The 20,344-nt window shown below is 44.8% G+C and carries 16 protein-coding genes; 9 read left to right on the forward strand and 7 right to left on the reverse strand.

Annotated features, from left to right (window positions below; genetic code table 11):
• The first annotated feature begins 13 nt into the window (after positions 1–13).
• Complete coding sequence (locus tag PPO43_RS12450; protein ID WP_272618270.1) at positions 14–1,231, forward strand: exonuclease SbcCD subunit D C-terminal domain-containing protein; 1,218 nt, start codon at positions 14–16, stop codon at positions 1,229–1,231.
• A gap of 10 nt (positions 1,232–1,241) precedes the next feature.
• Entirely contained in the window at positions 1,242–1,550 is a 309-nt protein-coding gene (locus PPO43_RS12455) for a hypothetical protein (protein WP_272618272.1), read from the forward strand.
• A 43-nt stretch (positions 1,551–1,593) separates the two neighbouring features.
• Here the strand turns inward: PPO43_RS12455 and rpoN are convergent, their stop codons facing one another.
• The 5 genes from rpoN to PPO43_RS12480 form a co-directional block, all read right to left on the reverse strand.
• Entirely contained in the window at positions 1,594–3,120 is a 1,527-nt protein-coding gene (gene rpoN / locus PPO43_RS12460) for an RNA polymerase factor sigma-54 (protein ID WP_272618274.1), read from the reverse strand.
• 561 nt (positions 3,121–3,681) lie between these two features.
• Positions 3,682–4,581 carry a UbiA family prenyltransferase gene (locus tag PPO43_RS12465; RefSeq protein WP_272618276.1) on the reverse strand — a complete coding sequence of 300 codons (900 nt, stop codon included), beginning with the start codon at positions 4,579–4,581 and terminating at the stop codon, positions 3,682–3,684.
• A gap of 630 nt (positions 4,582–5,211) precedes the next feature.
• A complete protein-coding gene (gene gyrB, locus PPO43_RS12470; RefSeq protein WP_272618278.1) occupies positions 5,212–7,188 on the reverse strand; it encodes a DNA topoisomerase (ATP-hydrolyzing) subunit B in 1,977 nt (658 codons plus the stop codon).
• 270 nt (positions 7,189–7,458) lie between these two features.
• Positions 7,459–8,643 carry a sensor histidine kinase gene (locus tag PPO43_RS12475; protein ID WP_272618279.1) on the reverse strand — a complete coding sequence of 395 codons (1,185 nt, stop codon included), beginning with the start codon at positions 8,641–8,643 and terminating at the stop codon, positions 7,459–7,461.
• A 235-nt stretch (positions 8,644–8,878) separates the two neighbouring features.
• Entirely contained in the window at positions 8,879–10,531 is a 1,653-nt protein-coding gene (locus PPO43_RS12480) for a membrane dipeptidase (RefSeq protein ID WP_272618281.1), read from the reverse strand.
• Positions 10,532–10,693: 162 nt separating this feature from the next.
• Between PPO43_RS12480 and PPO43_RS12485 the strand changes: the two genes are divergently transcribed.
• Positions 10,694–11,659, forward strand: a complete 966-nt coding sequence (locus PPO43_RS12485) for a hypothetical protein (protein WP_272618283.1) — start codon at positions 10,694–10,696, stop codon at positions 11,657–11,659.
• A gap of 572 nt (positions 11,660–12,231) precedes the next feature.
• Here the strand turns inward: PPO43_RS12485 and PPO43_RS12490 are convergent.
• Positions 12,232–12,411: a hypothetical protein gene (locus PPO43_RS12490; protein ID WP_272618284.1), complete on the reverse strand. Its 180-nt coding sequence runs from the start codon at positions 12,409–12,411 to the stop codon at positions 12,232–12,234.
• 739 nt (positions 12,412–13,150) lie between these two features.
• Between PPO43_RS12490 and PPO43_RS12495 the strand changes: the two genes are divergently transcribed.
• From PPO43_RS12495 to pncA, 3 genes are read left to right on the forward strand one after another with little or no spacing between them, the layout of a single operon-like run.
• Entirely contained in the window at positions 13,151–14,605 is a 1,455-nt protein-coding gene (locus tag PPO43_RS12495; RefSeq protein ID WP_272618285.1) for a nicotinate phosphoribosyltransferase, read from the forward strand.
• A 12-nt stretch (positions 14,606–14,617) separates the two neighbouring features.
• On the forward strand, positions 14,618–15,340 hold the full coding sequence (locus tag PPO43_RS12500) for an NUDIX hydrolase (protein ID WP_272618286.1): 723 nt from the start codon (positions 14,618–14,620) through the stop codon (positions 15,338–15,340).
• 13 nt (positions 15,341–15,353) lie between these two features.
• Positions 15,354–15,977 (forward strand): bifunctional nicotinamidase/pyrazinamidase, encoded by a 624-nt coding sequence (gene pncA, locus PPO43_RS12505; protein WP_272618287.1) that lies wholly within the window; start codon positions 15,354–15,356, stop codon positions 15,975–15,977.
• Positions 15,978–16,198: 221 nt separating this feature from the next.
• On the opposite strand, the gene PPO43_RS12510 is transcribed toward pncA, so the two are convergent.
• Positions 16,199–16,750, reverse strand: a complete 552-nt coding sequence (locus tag PPO43_RS12510) for an START domain-containing protein (protein ID WP_272618288.1) — start codon at positions 16,748–16,750, stop codon at positions 16,199–16,201.
• Positions 16,751–17,449: 699 nt separating this feature from the next.
• On the opposite strand from PPO43_RS12510, the gene PPO43_RS12515 reads away from it, so the two are divergent.
• From PPO43_RS12515 to holA, 3 genes are read left to right on the forward strand one after another with little or no spacing between them, the layout of a single operon-like run.
• On the forward strand, positions 17,450–18,088 hold the full coding sequence (locus PPO43_RS12515) for a TetR/AcrR family transcriptional regulator (protein ID WP_272618289.1): 639 nt from the start codon (positions 17,450–17,452) through the stop codon (positions 18,086–18,088).
• The gene (locus tag PPO43_RS12520; RefSeq protein WP_272618290.1) at positions 18,063–19,199 is read left to right on the forward strand and encodes a ferredoxin--NADP reductase; all 1,137 of its coding nucleotides are present in this window, start codon (positions 18,063–18,065) and stop codon (positions 19,197–19,199) included. The genes PPO43_RS12515 and PPO43_RS12520 overlap by 26 nt, the downstream gene beginning before the upstream one ends.
• A 3-nt stretch (positions 19,200–19,202) precedes the next feature.
• Entirely contained in the window at positions 19,203–20,273 is a 1,071-nt protein-coding gene (gene holA / locus PPO43_RS12525) for a DNA polymerase III subunit delta (RefSeq protein ID WP_272618291.1), read from the forward strand.
• Positions 20,274–20,344 lie beyond the last annotated feature (71 nt).

A 20,344-nucleotide genomic window follows, 5' to 3' on the forward strand; every position in this document is an offset into this window, starting at 1 on the left:
AGGAGGAATCAAAATGAAAGTATTACACACTGCCGATTGGCATTTGGGCCATAAGTTATTCAACCAAAGTAGAGAAGAGGAACATGCCGCTGTTCTTCAACAGATTTTAGATTTCATTATAAGGGAGAAGGTAGAACTACTGATTATCGCAGGGGATGTTTTTGACCAACATTTGCCGCCCAACTATGCACAGGCGCAGTACTATAACTTTCTCAAAGACCTACAACAAACCCCCTGTCATACGGCTGTAGTAGTTGCGGGTAATCATGACTCTTTCAACTTTTTGGATAGTAGTAAACAACTGCTTAATAGCCTCAATGTAAAAGTAGTGGCCAATTTGCCCACTAATTTAGAAGAGCAGTTAATCGAAATTCGGACTCCGCAAGGCGAACTACAAGCCTATGTTGCTGCAGTTCCCTTTCTACGTGAGCGAGAACTTCGACAGGGCCAAATGTTGCCTTATGAGGAGCGCATTTTAGCACTTAAGCAGGCAATTCGACAGCATTATGCCGATTTAGCGGCTCTTTTGGCTGATAAAACGGAACTAAATATTCCTCTAATTGCCACAGGACATTTATATGTGGACCAAGGGCAGCGAGATGGCCGCAGCGATTATATCCATATTGGTCAAGCCGACCTTTTTCCTGCACAAGATTTTCCCAGCCTTTTTGATTATGTCGCTTTGGGCCATTTGCACCGCCCTCAAAAGCTAGGAGAGCAGGGCCGAATTTGCTACTCAGGCTCTATCTTACCTATGGATTTTAATGAAATCAATTATGCGCAATCTGTGCAGTTGCTTGAATTTGAAGGTCGAAAATTGCTTCAGAACAAAACGAAACCTCTGCAGCTGCTTCGCCGTTTAATCTTTTATAAGGGAGATGAGCAAAAAATTAGAGCCAAACTAGAAAAACTCCCCGCTCTAGGCGAAAAAGTTAGTGATTTACTCAAACTAGAGCTAGAAGTACCACAGTTTTTGCCAGCTCTAGAGCAAGAGTTTCGCAAAATACTGAAAGGAAAGGCAGCAGAACTTATCTCTATGCAACAAAAATTGGAGGCTAATGCTGCCGAAAACCAGTCCAAAGGTCCCGATAAAGACCTTGCAGAATTAAGCCCCGAAGCATTATTTGATCTCTACCTCCAAGAAAAAGGAACGGCTCCAAAAGCAATTGAAGGCTTACAAAAAAGCTTTACGGAATTACTTTCTTGGATGCAGGAACAAGATCGCGATTAAAGCCAAAAAGATGTCTAAACGAATATATTACCGATTAGGAGTCTTCTGCCTGAGCCTCTGCAGCTTTGGGGCGCTCTATTTTCTCAACTTTATGGCCAATCCCTCCGAGCGAGAATTGATGCAAGAAGGCAAACGGATTATTATCCGCGACCCACAAACTAATAAACAACGAGTAATTATTATGGCCCCACCACATCAACGACTCGATAGTAGTAGTGGCCGAATGCTCCCCAGAGAAGAAGCCAATGGCCGCCTGCCCGATGTAGAGTTCCTAAAACTAATGCTGAAGAAAGGAAAAGATGGAACTCCCGTTTTATAACTCACTAAAAAAGCCCTGATTTATATAAATCAGGGCTTTTCCATTAAATTTCTTTTCGTAAGCGAGCAACGGGAATATTCAACTGCTCCCGATATTTGGCCACCGTTCGCCGAGCAATATTATAGCCCTTATCCTGTAAGCTTGTTTTTAGCTTCTCATCAGAAAGAGGTTTGCGCTTGTTTTCCGCTTCAATAATTTCTGTAAGAATCTTTTTAACTTCTAAGGTAGAGACTTCCTCTCCAGATTGAGTTTGTAGGGATTCTGAGAAAAAGCTCTTAAGCCGCTTGGTCCCAAATTCTGTTTGTACGTATTTACTATTGGCTACCCTAGAAATAGTCGAAATATCTAGGCCCGTAATTTCAGCAATATCTTTTAAGATCATGGGGCGCAACCGCTTCTCATCTCCTGTTAAGAAGAAGTCTTCTTGATAGTTCATGATGGTGTACATGGTCTTAAACATGGTGTCTTGTCGCTGTCTAATAGCATCAATAAACCAACGAGCGGCATCAATTTTTTGCTTGACAAACATAATAGCCTCTCGCTGCTTTTTATCTTTTTTGCTAGCACTATAGGCCTCTAGCATGTTTTTATACTCCTTATTGATGCGCAATTCAGGCGCATTACGGCTATTCAATCGCAGCTCTAATTCACCATTTTTGTTTTCAATGATAAAGTCGGGCACCACATATTTCTTAATCTTAGAAGAAGAAGCATAAACGCTGCCTGGCTTGGGATTGAGCTTCAAAATCTCATCCGTCGCCTCTTTTAGGTCCTCTCTAAAAATATTGAGCTGTCGAATTAGCTTTTTATAGTGCTTCTTAGAAAAGGGTTCAAAGTAATCCTTAATAATGCGATGCGCCAATTTAAGGCTCTTCATCTCCTTTTCCTCATAATATTGCTGAACATCTTCAGACTGCAGTTTGCGGTCCAGTTGCAAAAGTAAACACTCTCGCAAATCTCTGGCACCAATGCCTGCTGGTTCAAAACTATGAACGACCTCTTCCAAAACACGTACAATATCTGCCTCTTTAAAGCGTATATTTTCAGCAAAGAGTAAGTCATCAGCCAAAGCAATCGGTTCGCGACGCAAGTAGCCATCATCATCCAAACTTCCCATAATTTGACGAGCAATCAACTCCTCTTTTTCTGTCAACTCACGCATGCCCAATTGCCGCTCTAACTGCTCCTGAAAACTAGACTCCACTGCTACGGGAATCGTCTTTTCTTCTTGATCTGGGGAGTAATTATTTACTTCTAACTTATAGGAGGCCTCATCATTGCCTAAGTATTCTTCTAGATAATCTTCAAAATCAGGATCATTAAGTTCCTCATCATCCTCTTCTTTTTTTTCCGATTCTTCACTCCCAATTAGGTATTCTTCCTCTAAAGGGTCCTCTTTTTCCTCCTCATCATTCTGGTGCTCATCAATTTCTAGGGCAGGGTTGCCCTCCAATTCTTGTTGCACCCTTTGTTCTAACATATCGGTAGGAACTTGCAAAAGCTTCATCAGCTGAATTTGCTGAGGCGATAGCTTTTGCATCATCTTCTGAGATTGCTGTTGCTTGAGCATATATTTATCGTTTAAGTAGACTGTGCGAAAAGGTTTCTAAGGGCTATATACGCCTTAGCTCTTATTAAAGTTACTATTTTTAGCCCTTAAAATCAAATTTAAGTTTTCATTTGGTAAGATTTTTGATCAGGCGGCTGCCCTTTAGCCCAAAAAAAAGTAGCTGTCAATCATGAACAACTACTTGAGGTAGGGAGGGGATTATATTTTTTAGGGGCCCGCGGCCAGCAAAGCTGTCCGCCGCTATGCTGCGCCGCTCGCAGGTCTGCTCGGCCCTGCGTTTTTTTCGCTACGCTCAAAAAAACTGGGTCTGGCCTGCGGCCACGGCTGCGCAGCGCTGGGCCGCTCATCTGCTATCGTTTAATAATCTATCTTCTCTGGCCCGTTATTTTTTTTTATGGCATCCTACAGGCCCGAAGGGCCGCAGGCTGAGGGATAGATAGTGGTGCGGCAAAGCCGCAGACCCAGCAAAATGAGCAAAGCGAAATTTTGCGCAGGGCCGAGCGAGCAGCGAGCCACGACATAGCCCGACCCGCCCAATTAGGGCGGGGCAGCCCCTAAAATCTATAGAAAAATATAAATAGAAAGCAACAATAGGTAGCAGTAAAGCAGACATTGGATGAGGTAGGTTCTGTCATCTGCTTTGGGTGTACGCAAAAACCAGAGGCGGTACATAATGTAGAAATGGCAGCTTAGAGCAGGCAAAATAAGGGCGAGGTCTAGCCAGAAAATTCCTTGTTGTAGGTGAAAGTAGACAACAGCAACACTTACTGACATAATTGCCCAAAAAGCGATTGTAATGATTCGAGCATTTTGGTCCCCAGCTACAATAGGAAGCGTTTTGCGACCAGTTTTACGGTCACCTTCTACATCTCTAAAGTCTTGAGTACAAGAAGTAAGTCCTACCCAGAAAGAGATCAATGAGATCCAAATGACGGCAGAAGTGCTAAATGGGCCAATAATCTGCCAAGCAGCACCAAGCTGAGCAGCAGTGCCCAAGCCCATAGAGACAAAATTCTTGGTGATCCAGTTTTTGTCTAAGCCACCCAAATTGAGAAAATAGGTTACTGCGACCCAAAGTACAGACCAATAGAAAACACCCAAAAAGGCGCCTAGGGCAAGGTAAATGGCCGTCCCCAAATAATAGCGAAAATAAGCTGCTTGCTCGTCAATCATCCCCGAAGGCAAGGGCCGAAAAGGCTTGTTGATCTTGTCTTCTTCTATAGCATCCAGTTGATTACTGATATCAAAAGGATATATATAAAAAATGAAATAGCAAAGTCCTAGGCCAAAATAGCCCAAGCTCTGAAGGTTAACTGAGCTGGCTGAAAAAAGAGCCACCAACATAAAAATACTAGCCGATACTACTGATACTAGGAGGTCGGTCTTGGTAAATTTCCAAAGGAGTTCTACTTCTCTAAAAAAAGTAAAAAATAACTGGTGAAATGAGATTTGTTTGTCCATAGGGCTTTGTTTTTCTTTATTATACGCAAAAAACCGCCCAAATGCAGACAAAATTTTGTAATTAGTTTTCAACTAAAAATTAAGTTCCGATAAATCTCGTCACTCTTTATTTGCTTTTTTGTGGTTTAAATCTATGTAACATTTTATAGTGTAGGTACATTTAAAATGAATTTTATATTGTAAATCGACTGAAAATCTGCGATTTATTCGGATTTAGGGGGTATTTATGAATATTTTGCTCAAAATCCTACGCTAAACATCCTGTTTTCTTTAAAATGGCTTAACATTTTTTTTGCAAACTCGAAGTCATAAAATAGCCAAAAAATATTTTTTTTGGCTATTTTGAATGTAACTGACTGACAATCAACTACTTAATGAAAAGCCGCCTTTGCTTTAACATTTTTTTGTGCATTTGATCACATAAATGGCCAAATAAAAGAAGCGTAAGTAAAACCTAGCCCAAATAAAAATAGCAGCAAAAAAAATGAGATGTGACAGCTTAGAAGCTTAACTTTTATTAAGGCAAATACTAGCCGATTATTTTTCTTTGCGGCTTTATGACCATAAAAAAAGCGAACTCCCTCTTCAGAGGAAGTTCGCTTTGCTTTTACTGCCGTTTATGCCTAAACCCTAAGCATCAACATTAGCATATTTTGCATTATCTTCAATAAACTTGCGACGAGGAGGTACAGAATCTCCCATCAACATACTAAAGGTGTCATCTGCCATCTCGGCATCTTCAATTTGTACCTGACGAAGTGTGCGTGTCTCGGGATTCATGGTTGTTTCCCAAAGTTGCTCAGCATTCATCTCTCCAAGTCCCTTATAACGCTGTACCCCAACACCATTACTGCCGAGCTCTGCTACAGCCATCTGCCGCTGTGCCTCATCCCAGCAGTAAATTTGTTTTTTGCCCTTCTTAACCAAATATAGGGGAGGGGCAGCAATATATACATAGCCATTCTCTATCAAGGGACGCATATAGCGGAAGAAGAAGGTCAAAATTAAAGTAACAATATGGCTACCATCAACATCGGCATCACACATGATGACAATTTTATGGTAACGTAGTTTCTCTGTATCTAAATAACGATCTCCATCTTTCTCTGCAATGCGCACCCCTAAGGCCGTAAAGATGTTCTTAATCTCTTCATTCTCGTAGATTTTATGCTCCATGGCTTTCTCTACGTTCAAGATCTTACCCCGCAAAGGCAAAATTGCCTGAAACTCGCGACTACGCCCTTGCTTGGCCGTTCCACCCGCAGAATCACCCTCTACCAAGAAGATTTCTGAAAGACTAGCATCTCTAGACGAACAATCCGCCAATTTACCTGGCAAACCAGAACCCGTCAATACATTTTTTCGCTGTACCATCTCTCGCGCTTTGCGAGCCGCAGTACGAGCACGAGCCGCCAAAATAACTTTGTCAATAATTAGTTTAGCTACAGATGGGTTCTCCTCTAAATAAAGCGCAAAGGCCTTACGTACAGCCCCCGATACAATAGAATTGACCTCCTGATTGCCCAGTTCACCTTTGGTCTGCCCCTTAAACTGAGGATTAGGCACCTTTACCGCAACTACCGCCGTCAAGCCCTCTCTAAAGTCTTCACTAGAAATAGTCGCCTTGGCCTTAGCAAACAAACCTGTGCGATCCCCATATTTCTTGAGCTCATGACCCACCGCTCTACGGAAACCAGAAACATGCGTTCCCCCCTCAATCGTGTTAATATTATTAACAAAAGAGCGAAGATTCTCCCGATAAGAGTCATTATACTGAAAAGCAACCTCCACAAATACACCCTCTTCTTCTCCCATCACATGAATGGGCTCAGGCAACAAGATCTCGCGGTTGTTATTGCTGTCCATTTCCTGAACAAACTCCTTGAGTCCTCCCTCAGAAAAGAATTCCTCCCGCTTGAAGCTGCCATCTTCCTCCTCTTTGCGCTCATCAATGATGATCAAACGCAAACCTTTGTTCAAATAAGCTAATTCCCGCAAGCGCTTTGCAAGATTCTCATAAATATAGTTGGTCGCCGAAAAAATACTGGCATCAGGCAAAAAAGTTACCTTGGTCCCCGTACGCTCCGTCTGGCCAATCACCGTTACCTCTGTCTGCGGAATCCCACAGCTATATTCCTGAACATATATCTGTCCCTCCCGATGTACCTCGGCCTTCAAATAGCTAGATAGGGCATTTACACAAGAAACCCCCACACCATGCAAACCACCAGATACCTGATAGGTCTTTTTGTCAAATTTACCCCCAGCATGCAAAACGGTCATAACTACCTCTAAGGCAGATTTCTGTAGCTTCTGATGCAGGCCAACAGGAATCCCCCGACCATTATCAAAAACACTAACCGAATTATTCGGGTGTACCGTGATCGTCACCTCATCACAAAAGCCCGCCAAATGCTCATCAATCGAGTTGTCCAAGACTTCCCATACCAAATGATGAAGACCCTTGCTATCCGTGCTACCAATATACATACCTGGCCGCATACGCACGGCCTCTAGCCCTTCCAGTGCCTGAATATTATCGGCGCCGTAGTCCGCATTCTGAACCTCGGGCTGTAGTTGATCTAAGTTGTTTTTATTTTCTTCCATAGCTACAAAAATACAAAAAATAAATGGCTTATGCCAGCCTTTTTAAAACCAAAAAAACTCCCCGTTGAGCTTCTTTTTTAGCCGCTCTATATCTCAGTTTGCTGTTTTCTTTTTTTGGGGCTGCCCCCTCGCTCTGCTCGGGTCGCTCCACTCCGCAGCTCGCTACTCGCTCGGCCCTGCGCGGGCTGCGCCCGCTTGGTCTGCCGCCTTCGGCGGCCCTGCTCCGGCAGCTCAGCCTGCGGCCCTTCGGGCCTGCAAAACGCAGGCAAATTAGCCCAAACTAGTCGGCAATTGAATCCTAAATATGGTCCCTTCCCCAGGTACCGACTCTTTTACATAGATCCGACCATTGTGATACTGCTCTACAATTCGCTTAGATAAGGATAACCCTAGCCCCCAGCCCCGCTTCTTGGTCGAAAAGCCCGCCTGAAAAATCTTTTTATGCAGTTTCTTGGGGATTCCCTTGCCGCTATCCTGCACCTCTATGATGACTTGCTGCTGTACCTGATAAACTCTCAAGGCTATTTCTCCATGCCCATCCATAGCGTCTAGCGCATTCTTAAACAGGTTCTCAATGACCCAATCAAACAATAATCCATTGATTGGGGCTACTATAGGGGCCAACTCCTTGAAGTCTGGAGCCAAAAACTGCACCTTTCGAGGCGCCCGCTCCTTACTATAGGCCAACAATTTCTCTAATCGAGGCAGTAGATTCTCCTCCTTCAATTCTGCCGAAGCGCCCAACTTAGAAAAGCGATAGGCTACCTGATTGAGCAACTCTACATCTTTGGCCATCTCATCGGCCATCATGCCCAAGTTTTCATCCTCAGGATAAAAAAGACGGATGTTTTCTATCCAGCCCACTAACGAACTGGTCGGCGTGCCCAACTGATGCGCCGTCTCCTTGGCCATTCCCAACCAAATGCGCTCTTGCTGCAAATCTTTAAGCACCTTAATCGATAAATAGGCCATGATGATAAACGCCAACAATAAAGCAAACTGCAAATAAGGCGATACCTCTAAATAGGTAATCAATTTGGACTGCCGAAAGTAAATGTAGTTCTTCAACTGTATATCTGGAACCTCTAAGACTATAGGTTGCCCCTTCTCCCTAAGCTTGTCCAACTCTCGCTCAAAGTACTTGCGATCTGCTGGCCATGTTTTCTCCCCATAATTGCGCACATCAATGATCCGATAATCTCCATCCACTAAAATCATGGGAATATCCTGATTGTCACTAATAATCTGACTCTGAAAACTAAGGTCGCAATCCCCTGTAGCCTTCAAGATGCTCTCCTGAGCCCTGGCCCAAGTTTGCATGCGCTGCCGCTCCGCCCCCTCTAACTGCTTCCCAATCGTGATATTGAAATAAACGGAGCCCAGCAGGACCAATATACAGCCCAGTACTAATACAGAACGCCAACTAGTAGTTTGAAAGAATTGATTGATATTCATAGGGCAAAAGAACAGATGAAATAGCTAACCACAAAAGCCAACCCCCCTTAGGTCCTACAGGCGGCGAAGCCGCCGCAGGCTGAGGGATGGAGCAGGGCCGCCGAAGGCGGCAGACCAAGGCGCTTAGCGCCGCAGGGCCGAGCGAGTAGCGAGCTGCGAGACAGCCCGACCCCGAGCAGAGCGAGGGGGCAGCCCCAAAATAATTACTCCCTTTACAGATAAACAGCAAAAAAGCTTACCGCTGTGCTTGTGGACCAATCTGCTTGGGCTGCATTTCGAGCTGTTTTTTGATAAAACGATAGGCATTCTTTGACATGATTTTCTCACTGAGCTCCTCTGGACTAAAACCCTCCATCAATTCCTCTATCTGCCGACTCGTAAACAAGCTATTGATGTTTTCGGGTTGCCCCAAAAACTCTTGAAGGTCCTCCGCCAACTTAGCCGTATAAGAGGCATCAGGATAAGCGGTCAAAGGCTGCTTGATGTTGTCAAAATCAGAACCCAAGGCAATCATATCCCAAACGCTGCTTCTCTTAGGGTTGTAACCTGGGCTTTTAGAGACAACTTGTACTACCGTTAATATGTTGGCCATAAAAAGCTTCAACTCAGCTTTTTTGCGTTGTAAGCTCCCCTCAGGGCTCAACCGAATTTCTTCTAGGGCCAATTGCCCCCCCAAAACCGAAGCATCTAAGGGGATGCCAATCAATCCACCCGATTTATAGATGTTCACCAAATCTTCTTCCGAAAGGTTTTGGGTCCAATGGTTCAAATAAGAGGTGTTGTTCTTACTATCATCATCTTTGCGCTTATAATTTCGCTGTTGCCAGCTCAATCCGCTAACTGCACAGTGACTACAAACCACAGGGATCTTTTCCCCCAAGATAGAGGCTCGCTCAATCGCTTGGTAGTAATATTTTCTAAAGCGATAGCTCATGTGTTTCACATCAATCAGGATGCGTCGACCCTCTCTAGCCGTCAACTCCTCAATGATTTCTTTGCCCAAACGACTAGGGCCATCATTCACTGCTTTTACCTTACCAAAGACGTTAATTTCATCTCTAGTCCAACTATTGGCCATTCCGCCCAGCCCATTTTCATAGTTCTTGGCCAAGGAGATCCACAAAATAGGCGTCTGAATATACTCATCTGTGTTATCAGATATGGGCAGTAGGCCCTTTAGACGGCGAATATTCTTACGCATTAACTCACTATACTCCTCCAAATCCGTAATGTTCTCATCTATATATATAGAGTGGCCCAAACTATGGCCTCCATCTATACTAAGGAGAATGCCTAGGCGGTACGGACTAGCCAAAACTGAATCAAGCTGTTCCGCATTGCGAACGATTTCGTATTGATGCTTTTTGCCCTGAAAATAATAATAGCTTTTATCGCCCTCAAAACGTTGAAGGTATTCTATGTTCCCCAGCAGGTCAGCAAAGTAATCCATTTCCCTTTGCCGCAAAAAAAGTTGATTGGCCACAATCCCCGTCATACAAGAAACTGTCGCCTTTTTGTTGCGATCATTATAAAAGCTAGACCCATTGATTAAAGGTCGCTCTACCGGAGAAAGCGCCATACAACTTAAGCGACTTCTTCCTTTGGCCAAGGCCGCAAAATGAGCTTGGGAGTACTTGGGTAAATAAGGCCCTAAAGCTTGCATCATCTGGCTAGAACGATCATAGCCACAATCATGAAAAATAGGTTCCCAAATGGTGTAATCCATGTCGCCCGTACGAGAGTTGTAGGGCTTACTACTAGAGTTGATATGTATATCGGTATAAAACTGCCCCAAAGAAAGAGGCGCATTCGCTTGTTCTTCTTCTTCTGTTTGTGCCAAAAGAAAAAGAGGGAGAAAGAAAAGCAGAAAACCGATTGTATTTCGCATACTGAAGCTGTATTTTGGGGCGGTCAGGCGTAAAATGGGCTGTAAATTTAGGCTTTTTTACTGAACTTACTGAAGAATTGAGATCTTGTCCCTCATCTTTTAGACTAAAGTATAGTTTTGCCCCTAATTAACGTATTCCTATATCCTCTATAAATAGAAAAGGTGCTCTCTTTATTTCGCAACAATCATATTATCACAGGCTTTTTCGTCTTTATTTATGGCATTTTATTGCTGTTGCCTGTTTTCTTTTTGCCCACAGCTAAATCGCTTAGCCAATTAGGCAGTCTCGCCAACTGGATCCCCGAAGAGGGAGCTGGAGCCAATTTACTTTTTCTACTTTTGGCCTTTGTCTTATCCTTTGGCCTCAATCAACTGATCAATCGCTTCCGATTGGGCCGCCAAAGTACCTATTTTGTCGCCATTAGTAGCCTGTTGATGTTGGCCTTATTCCCTGGGGCACTTACTCTATCGCCTGTCCTCCTGGCCAACCTGAGTTTGCTGCTCAGTTGCTATAATCTCTATCGCTCCTATGAGCAAAAGAATTCGGTGCTCCCCCTCTCCAATGCCGCCCTATTTATGGGCCTTAGCATAGAGCTCTATTTGCCTTTTGCCTTTTATATCCCCGCCTTTATCTTGGCTTGGATTACCATAAGGCCTGCTAGTTTTAAGGATTTTATGGTTATCCTGCTCAGCGGTAGTATCCCCGCCTTCCTTATTGGTACCCTCTATTATCTCTTCGATCAATGGTCCGTTTTTGCAGGACTACACGCTTTTTCCAACTGGCTAATCCAAGATTTCTCTAACCTAAAAGAACCCTTTACCTTAGCCGCCTTGGGGGCTTCAGCCCTTATCCTTTTGCTCTCTTGGGCCAATTTCCAAACCCTCAAGCAAAAGACAACCATTAAGGAACAGAAGTTTTTACAAATTATCTTTATCCTGCTCTTCTTTGCTCCCCTACAACTGCTGACCTACCAAGGTATTCCCAGCCAACTCACGGCTTTGGCTTTCCCCATGGCCCTTCTGCTTGGCCTACAATGGCAAGCTTGGAAAAATAGCCGCTGGGCAGAGCTTTGGCACTTATTGTTGCTCACAATTGCCGCCCTTAGCCAATATTATCCCCTCTTCTAAAGGCCAATCTAAGGCCACTAATTCCCCAGATTAAGGCTATTGACTCCATTATATTGCCACTTTTCTCCCCCTTAGGGTTCATCTAGACACTAAGGGGGCTTCTTTTTGCCCATAGCGCCCTATAACTATCATTATCGTAGTCATAAGATCTCTATTATAAATGATTTGGGGCCTCCGCTGCGGCTTCGCCTTGCGTCGCTACGCTTTGGGGCTCGCTATTCGCTCGGCCCTGCGCAGGCTAGGCCTGCTTGGTCTGGCCCGAGGGCCACCCCGCCGCATCGCTAGGCCTGCGGCCCTTCGGGCCTGCAAAACCGCAAACAGTTAGCCCTAATTTTACCCCATATCCTTGCCACAAAGCATAAACTCAAGGGGATCGCTAATCACTCCCCAAGCCCAAGGTTTGCCCTAAATCCATACTCCTCATTCTCGAAGGCCCAAAAAGTAGATTTAAGCTAAGTCCCAAGCTTTACCCCCTCTCCATCTCCTGATTACCTTATATTTTTGGCCTTTCCCTAGCAAATTCTTCTTGCTTCTGCTTTATCAGCGCCACAGCCCAAAAGCAAAGTCCCAATTTAGGGCTGTGGCTCCCACAGCCCTAAATCGGAGAGCGGATTTAAGGCTGTGGCAAGGCCAAAAGATCTGCCAAGCTTGGCAAGCTTAATAGTTAGCTTGTTATTGTATTTGCCAAACTTGTCGTAGCTAATAGTCAATAAGAAAATAAGCCCGCCAAACTTGTCAGTAGAAATAGTCAATTAACTATTTTATCCGCCAGTATTGTCGTCTTTGCTGGACCTCCCACAGCCCAAAAAAGAGAAGAATTTAGTCCCTCTAGCTCCCCTAAACTTAAAAGGCCCAAGGCCCAAATCTTTACTTCCTCAGTTTGCACTGCAAGCAAAGAAAGGGAAGGTCCCAAGCCCCAACCAAAAGCGAAAAAGAAGAAAAATGCCTCCTCTCTATACATCTATATACAGACAAGAATAATGATAAGTAGGGGAGGGGGAGACAACTTTTATCCTCCGCTCTTTTCCTTAGCCCTCAAGCGTCCCTTAACTCCCAAGCAGCAGAAAAGCTAAGCCCTCATCAGTTAAATCTAGCAGCCTTAGACCAAGAAGGGCCCGCTATAACCCATCAAAATTCCCCATCCAGATAAGAACTAAGGATAAGCCCAGTCATAAGTCCCTATAGCCTCTCCCAAGGCCCGAATAAAACAAACATAAGCAGCAAACAACTTCCCTTATACCTCCTCTCAAGCAGCCTTAAAGCCCCTCTGCTTGTCTAATGCCCCTAAAGTAAAATAAAGCAGAATTAAAAAGTTGAAGAGGCTAACTTGTAGACAATCATATATATAGGTCGCTTTTTTGAAGCAAGCCTAAAGAAAAAAACAAGCCTAAAGAACTAAACGGACAGGGGCTTAGTTTGAAAAATAAACTAACTTAGTTTGGAAAATAAACTAAGTCTAATTATCTTGCTTCAACAAAATAGAAAATCCCTATGCAAAACAGTTTAAATAAGCGTTATCGGACGAGCTTGGCCCTATTGACAGATCTCTATCAGATTACTATGGCTTATGGTTATTGGAAGGCGGGTAGACAAGAAGAGGAGGCCGTCTTTCATTGGTTTTACAGAAAAAATCCTTTTGGGGCCAATTATGCCATTACGGCTGGCTTGGAAGATGCGATTGCTTACCTGCAAGATTTTGCCTTCTCTGTGGATGATATACAGTATTTAGGCGGCCTTAAGGGGGCCGATGGGCGCCCCTTATTTGAGGAAGCTTTCCTGAACTACTTACAGCGCATGAAATTTAGCTGTGATATTGATGCTGTGCCAGAGGGAAGGGTCGTTTTTGCGCATGAACCACTCTTGCGGGTTAGGGGACCACTTATACAGGCCCAGTTATTAGAAACGGCTTTGCTCAATATCCTAAACTTTCAGACCCTAATCGCCAGTAAGGCCCATCAGGTTTGCTTGGCGGCCCAAGGCGATACGGTCTTGGAGTTTGGTTTGCGTCGAGCTCAAGGTATCGACGGGGGACTATCGGCTTCTCGAGCTGCTTATATAGCTGGTGTGGCGGCAACGAGCAATGTATTGGCTGGAAAACTCTACGACATTCCCGTGAAGGGCACGCATGCCCACAGCTGGGTCATGAGCTTTGAGGAGGAGGAGGAAGCCTTTGCCACTTATGCGCAAGCCCTACCCGCCAACTGTGTCTTTTTGGTCGATACCTATGATACGCAAAAAGGGGTAGATAAAGCGATAGCCATAGGGCAGCAACTACGAGCCAAGGGCCAAGAATTGCTAGGCATTCGTCTAGATAGTGGAGATTTGCGGGCCCTAAGTATTTGGGCCAGAAAGCGTTTGGATGAAGCGGGTTTTGAAAACACCCAAATCATTGCTAGCGATAGCCTGAATGAAGAAAAAATCCGCGCCCTAAAGGCTGGCGGAGCAGCCATAGATAGCTGGGGGGTAGGCACTAACCTCGTCACCGCTCAAGATCAGCCCGCTTTGGGGGGCGTATATAAGCTAGCCGCCTTGCGCAAGGATGCCCAGAGTGAATGGGCCTATAAAATTAAGCTGTCGAATACGCCAATTAAAATCTCTAATCCTGGCGCTTTGCAAGTTCGCCGCTATTACTTAACTGATGGTCGCCCCTATGGAGACATGATTTGGGATGAACTGCAGACAAATGATTTGGGCCAACTTCAAAGCTTTGATGGCCGCACTGTCGTCTGCGATAGCCGCAGCTATGAAGATTTGTTGCAACCTATATTTAGAAATGGGGAGTTTTGCTATAAATTACCTAGCTTAGGCGAAATACGGGCCGCAGCGCAAAGAGATTTGGCCCTATTCGAGCGGGTAGACTTTAAGCTCTATCCCCAAGGACTAGAAACGCATTTGGCCCAAAGAAAAGAAGCCTTGATCGAACAGCTTCAGAATAAGAAACAATAAGGAATAATAAATATGGCATATACCTATGAATACCCAAGGCCAGCTGTTACCGTAGACTGTGTGGTTTTTGGCTTAGACGATAGCGCAGATTTGCGTATTTTGCTCATTGAACGAGCAGACGACCCTTTTGCTGGACATTGGGCCCTGCCTGGTGGCTTTGTCGATATGGATGAGGACTTAGATCGGGCCGCCAAAAGAGAATTAGAAGAAGAAACTGGGATTAAAGACATCTTTATTGAGCAGTTGTACACCTTTGGGACCCCAAATAGAGACCCTAGAGGCCGAGTGATTAGCGTGGCCTACTATGCGCTGGTCAATTTATCTGAACACCCCATTAAAGCCGCCTCCGATGCTCGTCAGGCTAAGTGGTTTAAGATTTCGGAGCTGCCCCCTTTGGCCTTTGACCATAATCAGGTTTTGGAGATGGCCCTAGAGCGGCTACGGGCCAAGGTTTTATATAAACCTGTAGGCTTTGAGCTCCTGCCTGATAAATTCACTTTGACGGACCTCCAAAATTTGTATGAAACTATCTTGGGCCAGCAGCTCAACCGCCGAAATTTTAGGTCCAAAATCTTAAAAATGGGTCTGTTGGAGCAACAAGAGCGGCAACAGAATGTCCCACACCGCCCAGCCTACCTCTATAAATTTAATAAAGAAAAATATCAACGGCTATCTGAGCGCTTGGGCGAATTTATCTTTGAAATTCGCTTTCAGCCCAGAGAAACGGAAGACTAAATACGATTGACCTATGAACGCACTTATATTAGTAGACCTACAGTACGATTTTTGTCAGCTGGGGGCCCTAGAAGTCCCCGACGGCAATGCTGTGATTCCCGTAGCCAATGCCTTAATGCCTCATTTTGAGCTGGTCTTGGCCACGCAGGATTGGCATCCCGCCAATCATAAGAGCTTTGCGGCCAATCATCTCTTTCGACAGCCAGGGCAAGTGATAGACCTCAATGGGTTGGAGCAAATTCTTTGGCCCATTCACTGTGTGCAGGAAAGTTATGGGGCCGAGTTGGTTGATGAGCTAGATCAAACAAAAATTAGTAAGATTTTTCAGAAAGGAACAGATCCAGAAATTGATAGCTATAGTGGCTTTTTTGATAATGGCCACCGAAAGGCCACTGGTTTAGGCGATTATTTAAAGGAGAAAGGCGTAACTAGCGTTTTTGTTATGGGCTTAGCTCTAGATTATTGTGTGAAGTTTACGGCCCTAGATGCTCAGGCCTTAGGTTTCAAAACCTATTTGGTCCAAGATGGCTGTAGAGCTGTCAATATGCAGGAAACAGATGGCCAGCAGGCGATAGAAGAGCTAAAAGCAAAGGGCGTGACTATCGTTGATAGTCAAGATGTTGCCACTTTAGTATAGTTTTATCGCATTTTAACAGCTGTTAAAGTTACCCCCTTTGGGGGATATTTTTAGACTATAATTTGACATTTACAATAAGAGCTGTATCTTTGAATTGTCTTTGTGTTTATTTGTTTGGGTTTTTAGGGGAGGCTGTCCTGAATAAGGGCAGCCTCTTTTTTTTTAAGACCATAAGAAGGGCCCTCTAGTACAGCTACTAGAGGGCCCTTTCCCTTTTATTCCTACTCTAATAAAGCCCTAAACTTACGCATGGTCTTATATGGTCCTTCCACTACTGATTTTTGGGCCAACCAGTTGGGAATGCTACCACCAGGATGGGCCACCAACTGTTGTCGGACAAACAACTGCCCATTATCGAGCTCCTTAAAGTACCAATGACCTTGCATCTCTTTAATCCGAATGAAGCCCTCCTCTAGTTCTTTTTTATTTGGAGCGCTTTTAAAGTCAACACGCAATTCCTTATCCGACAAGCGGCGAAACTCGTAATGCGTCACATTGTCTCGGTTTTCGATGGGCCAAGGCATATCCACTTGATAATACACATAAAACTCATCGGCAGAGACTTCTTGTAGGTTTTCGTTGAGCGGGGTTTCATACATCCATTTTTTGCGCAAATGGGCCTGCTTCAGTGCGTTTTCTACTTGCAATAAATTGGCAGATATTTGCATTTCGGCTCTGCTTTCTTTCATTTCCCATCCGCTCAATGCACGGCTATAAATAGAGATCCCCTCTTTATCCTTGGCCAATTCCCAAGGCTGAGCAGATAGGGGCAAAATGGCTCATAAAAGGGCAAATAATAGGAAGTTTCGCATAGGCTTTTGTTTAAGTACGGCTATTTTTATTGAATAGACGTTCAAAAAAGCGACTTTCCCCTATCGCTTTAAGCGGATGCTCCTATAATTTGAAATTTTTTATAGCTGATAACAAAAGACTTAGCTAGAATCTTGACTTTGCTGTTTAAAAAAGATTTGGCAAAGCTAAAAAGCCGCCTTATATTTGCAGCGGAGCCAAGAGACACGGGCAGCTCCTACTGAACTCCCCCAGGTCGGAAACGAAGCAAGGGTAGGTGGTTGAGCGCTTGGTGTAGATCGGGCTCCTTTTTTATGAGAATCATCAATAGACTATATATAAAGCCAGTTTTCTGCAAAGAGGACTGGCTTTTTCTTTTGGGGCTATGGCGCCTAGGCCGAATTTGGTCCAATAGCCGTAGGCGGAAGAGCGCAGCAGGCCTAAAGGCCTGCCTTTGGGCGCCCGCAGGGCGCCTTGCATTGGCTGAGCGATGCGCAGCAGTGGCCCAAAGGGCCAGACCCAGCGGGCAAAGCCCGCGCAGGGCCGAGCGAGCAGCGAGCTGCGGAGCGTAGCGACCCTAGGCCGAAGGCCGTAGGGGCAGCCCCAAAAAAAGAAAAATAATTGCGCAAAACTTGGTAACTTTAGGGCGGAAAAAAAGTTTTTTAGCACCTACGCCAGAAAATATGGGACGAAAACCAGTCAAAAAAGAACGAATTGATGATCCTAGCCTAAAAGCTAGTTGGATCGAACAACTATCTACTGTTTATTTGCGCAATGGATTGACCAAATTTACAATGGATGACATTGCCGCTAAATTGGGCATTAGCAAGGCCACCTTATACAAATATTTTGCTTCTAGGGCAGAGATTTTGGATGCCGTTGTCCGCCTTCGGATTACGGAAATAGAAGCTTTTGAGGACCAATTGAGCGATGCGCAGATTACCTTTAGCGAGCGCTATTTTGAGGTCATTAAGAAAGCCTCGGTCATGTTGGCCGAAATGTCGAACCAATTTTTGATTGATAGCCGACAGCTGTATCCTGAGCTTTGGGCTAAAATGCGTGATTTTCAGGATCGGGCCTTATTTGTGGTAGAAGCCTTTTACCGCAAAGGTATCGAGGCAGGTATCATGAATGATATCAATCCGCGTTTGTTGGCGTTGACCGATAAGATGTTTATTCGTTCTGTAGCCGATGAAGCTTTTTTGCAAGAGTATGATATCTCTTTGCAAGAGGCCTTTGATAATTATTTTTTGATGAAAAGTCGAGGCATTTTTACGCAAAAGTATTTGCAGAAAAATGCAGAGACCGAAGAAGAACAATAAGTCCAATATGAATGCAGCGCATCAGTTTTACACCCTTTCGGTAAAAGAAGTAGTTTCGCTTTCGGCCGATACGGTAAAGCTTGTTTTTGCAGTTCCCGAAGCGCTCAAGGAGCAGTTTAGTTATATTTCGGGCCAATATTTAACCTTGCGTTTTCAGTTGAATGGGCAAGAAGAGCGTCGAGCCTACTCGCTTTGTTCTAGTCCTGTTTTGGACCAAGATTTAGCGGTGGCAGTGAAAAGAGTGCCTCAGGGTTTGGTCTCTAATCACATCAACGATCAGGTCAAGGCGGGGGATCAGCTAGAAGTAATGCCCCCCGAAGGGCATTTTGTGGCCCAACCTCAGGCCGATGAGAAAAAAGACTATTTTTTGTTTGGCGGAGGAAGTGGATTGACGCCCTTATTATCCATCTTAAAGTCGATCATTGAGCTAGCGCCTAAAAGTCGGGTTTTCCTCTATTATCAAAATAGAACCGAAGAGAGCATCTTGTTTCGGGAGGAGCTAGATCGCTTAGAAAAACGTTATGCGGGACAGCTGTTGGTACAGCATATCCTCAGTCAACCCAAAACGGAGAGTTCAGGCGGCTTTATGGGCTTATTTGCCAAGAAAAGCCGCAATTGGAAGGGAGAAGTTGGGCGTATAGATGCCAAAAAAGCGAGTCGATTCATCAAAGAACATCAGGCCGCTGATGGTCGCCCTGTAGAGCTTTATCTTTGTGGACCAGCGGGTTTGATGGATGCGGCCCAGAAGGCGGCTCAAAACCTAGGTTTAGAGCAAGTTCATCGCGAGTGGTTCAATGCGGATGAAACGCCCAAAAATGAGGTGAAGGCACAGGCCAATGCCAAGGTCTATGCTCGCATTGATGGGGAAGACTTTGAGGTGGTTTTGCAAAAGAAAGAATCTATCTTGGATGGTTTGCGTAGGGTAGGGGCCGATGCGCCTTTTTCTTGCATGGCGGGAACTTGTTCGAGCTGCATGGCCAAGGTAGAAGAGGGCAGCGTAGAAATGGAACGCTGTCTGGCTTTAGACGAAGAAGAGATTGCTGAGGGATTTGTGCTTAGCTGCCAATCGAAGCCGACTAGTCCCATTGTTCGAATAAACTTTGATGTGTAATTTATGGCTAGCCCCAAAGAAATTATCCGAGATTTTAAACAGGGCCAAATAGCGCCTGTCTACTTTTTGCATGGCGAGGAGGAGTTTTATATTGATGAGATTGCCGACTTTATAGAGGCCAATGCCCTTACCGAAGATCAAAAAGCCTTTAATCAGACGGTTTTATATGGGAAGGATACGGACTTCAAGCAGGTGTTAGATGCCGCTCGCCGCTACCCTATGCTCGCAGAGCGGCAGTTGGTGGTCCTTAAAGAGGCCCAGACGATGCGCAGTTTGGACCAATTGGAGAGCTATATCAAAAATCCCTTGCCCACTACGCTTTTGCTTATTTTGCATAAGCACAAAAAGCTCGATAGCCGCAAAAAACTAGGCAAAAGCCTCAAAGCAGCCGAAAAAGCGGGCAAGGCGGTCCTCTTCGAAAGCAAAAAGCCCTATGAAAATGAGCTGCCTGGCTGGATCCGCCATTACCTTAAAGATAAAGGCGCGCAAATTGAGGAGGAGGCCGGCCTATTACTGGCCGAATATCTAGGAAATGATTTGGGCAAGATTGCCAATGAGCTCGAAAAGCTGCTCATTAACCACCCTAAGGGGCAGTTGATCGGCAAAGCAGAAATTGAGAAAAACATCGGCATCAGCAAAGATTATAATGTCTTTGAACTACAATCGGCCTTGGCCCAAAGGGAAGCCCTCAAGGCGCAACGGATTGTCAAATACTACCAAGCAAACCCCAAAGCAGGCCCCTTGCCCATGCTTACGGGGGTGCTCTACAACTTTTTTAGTAAAGCTTATATTTGTCGCTTTCTCTCCAACTTAGATGATGTGAGTATTGCCGAGGCTATTGGACAAAGAGCTTATGGCCGCCCAGGCCAAAAAACAAAGCGCTTTGCCGATTATCGCCAAGCGCTCAAACATTACTCCCTGCCTCAGTTAGAGGCCATTATTGCCCTGCTCAAAATCTATGATCTTCGCTCGAAAGGGGTGGGCTGGCCTCAGGTGGGCGACATCTTTAATGAGCAGACGGAATCGGGACAGCTATTACAGGAAATGGTGTCTAGAATTTTAGCGCTAGACTAAAATTTAGTTGCAGTTCTAACTAGAAGTCTATAGCTTCGTTTCCTTTGATGGTCTCCCCTGATTTTAATATT

Origin of the sequence: Saprospira sp. CCB-QB6, assembly GCF_028464065.1 — a bacterium.
Classification (GTDB): domain Bacteria; phylum Bacteroidota; class Bacteroidia; order Chitinophagales; family Saprospiraceae; genus Saprospira.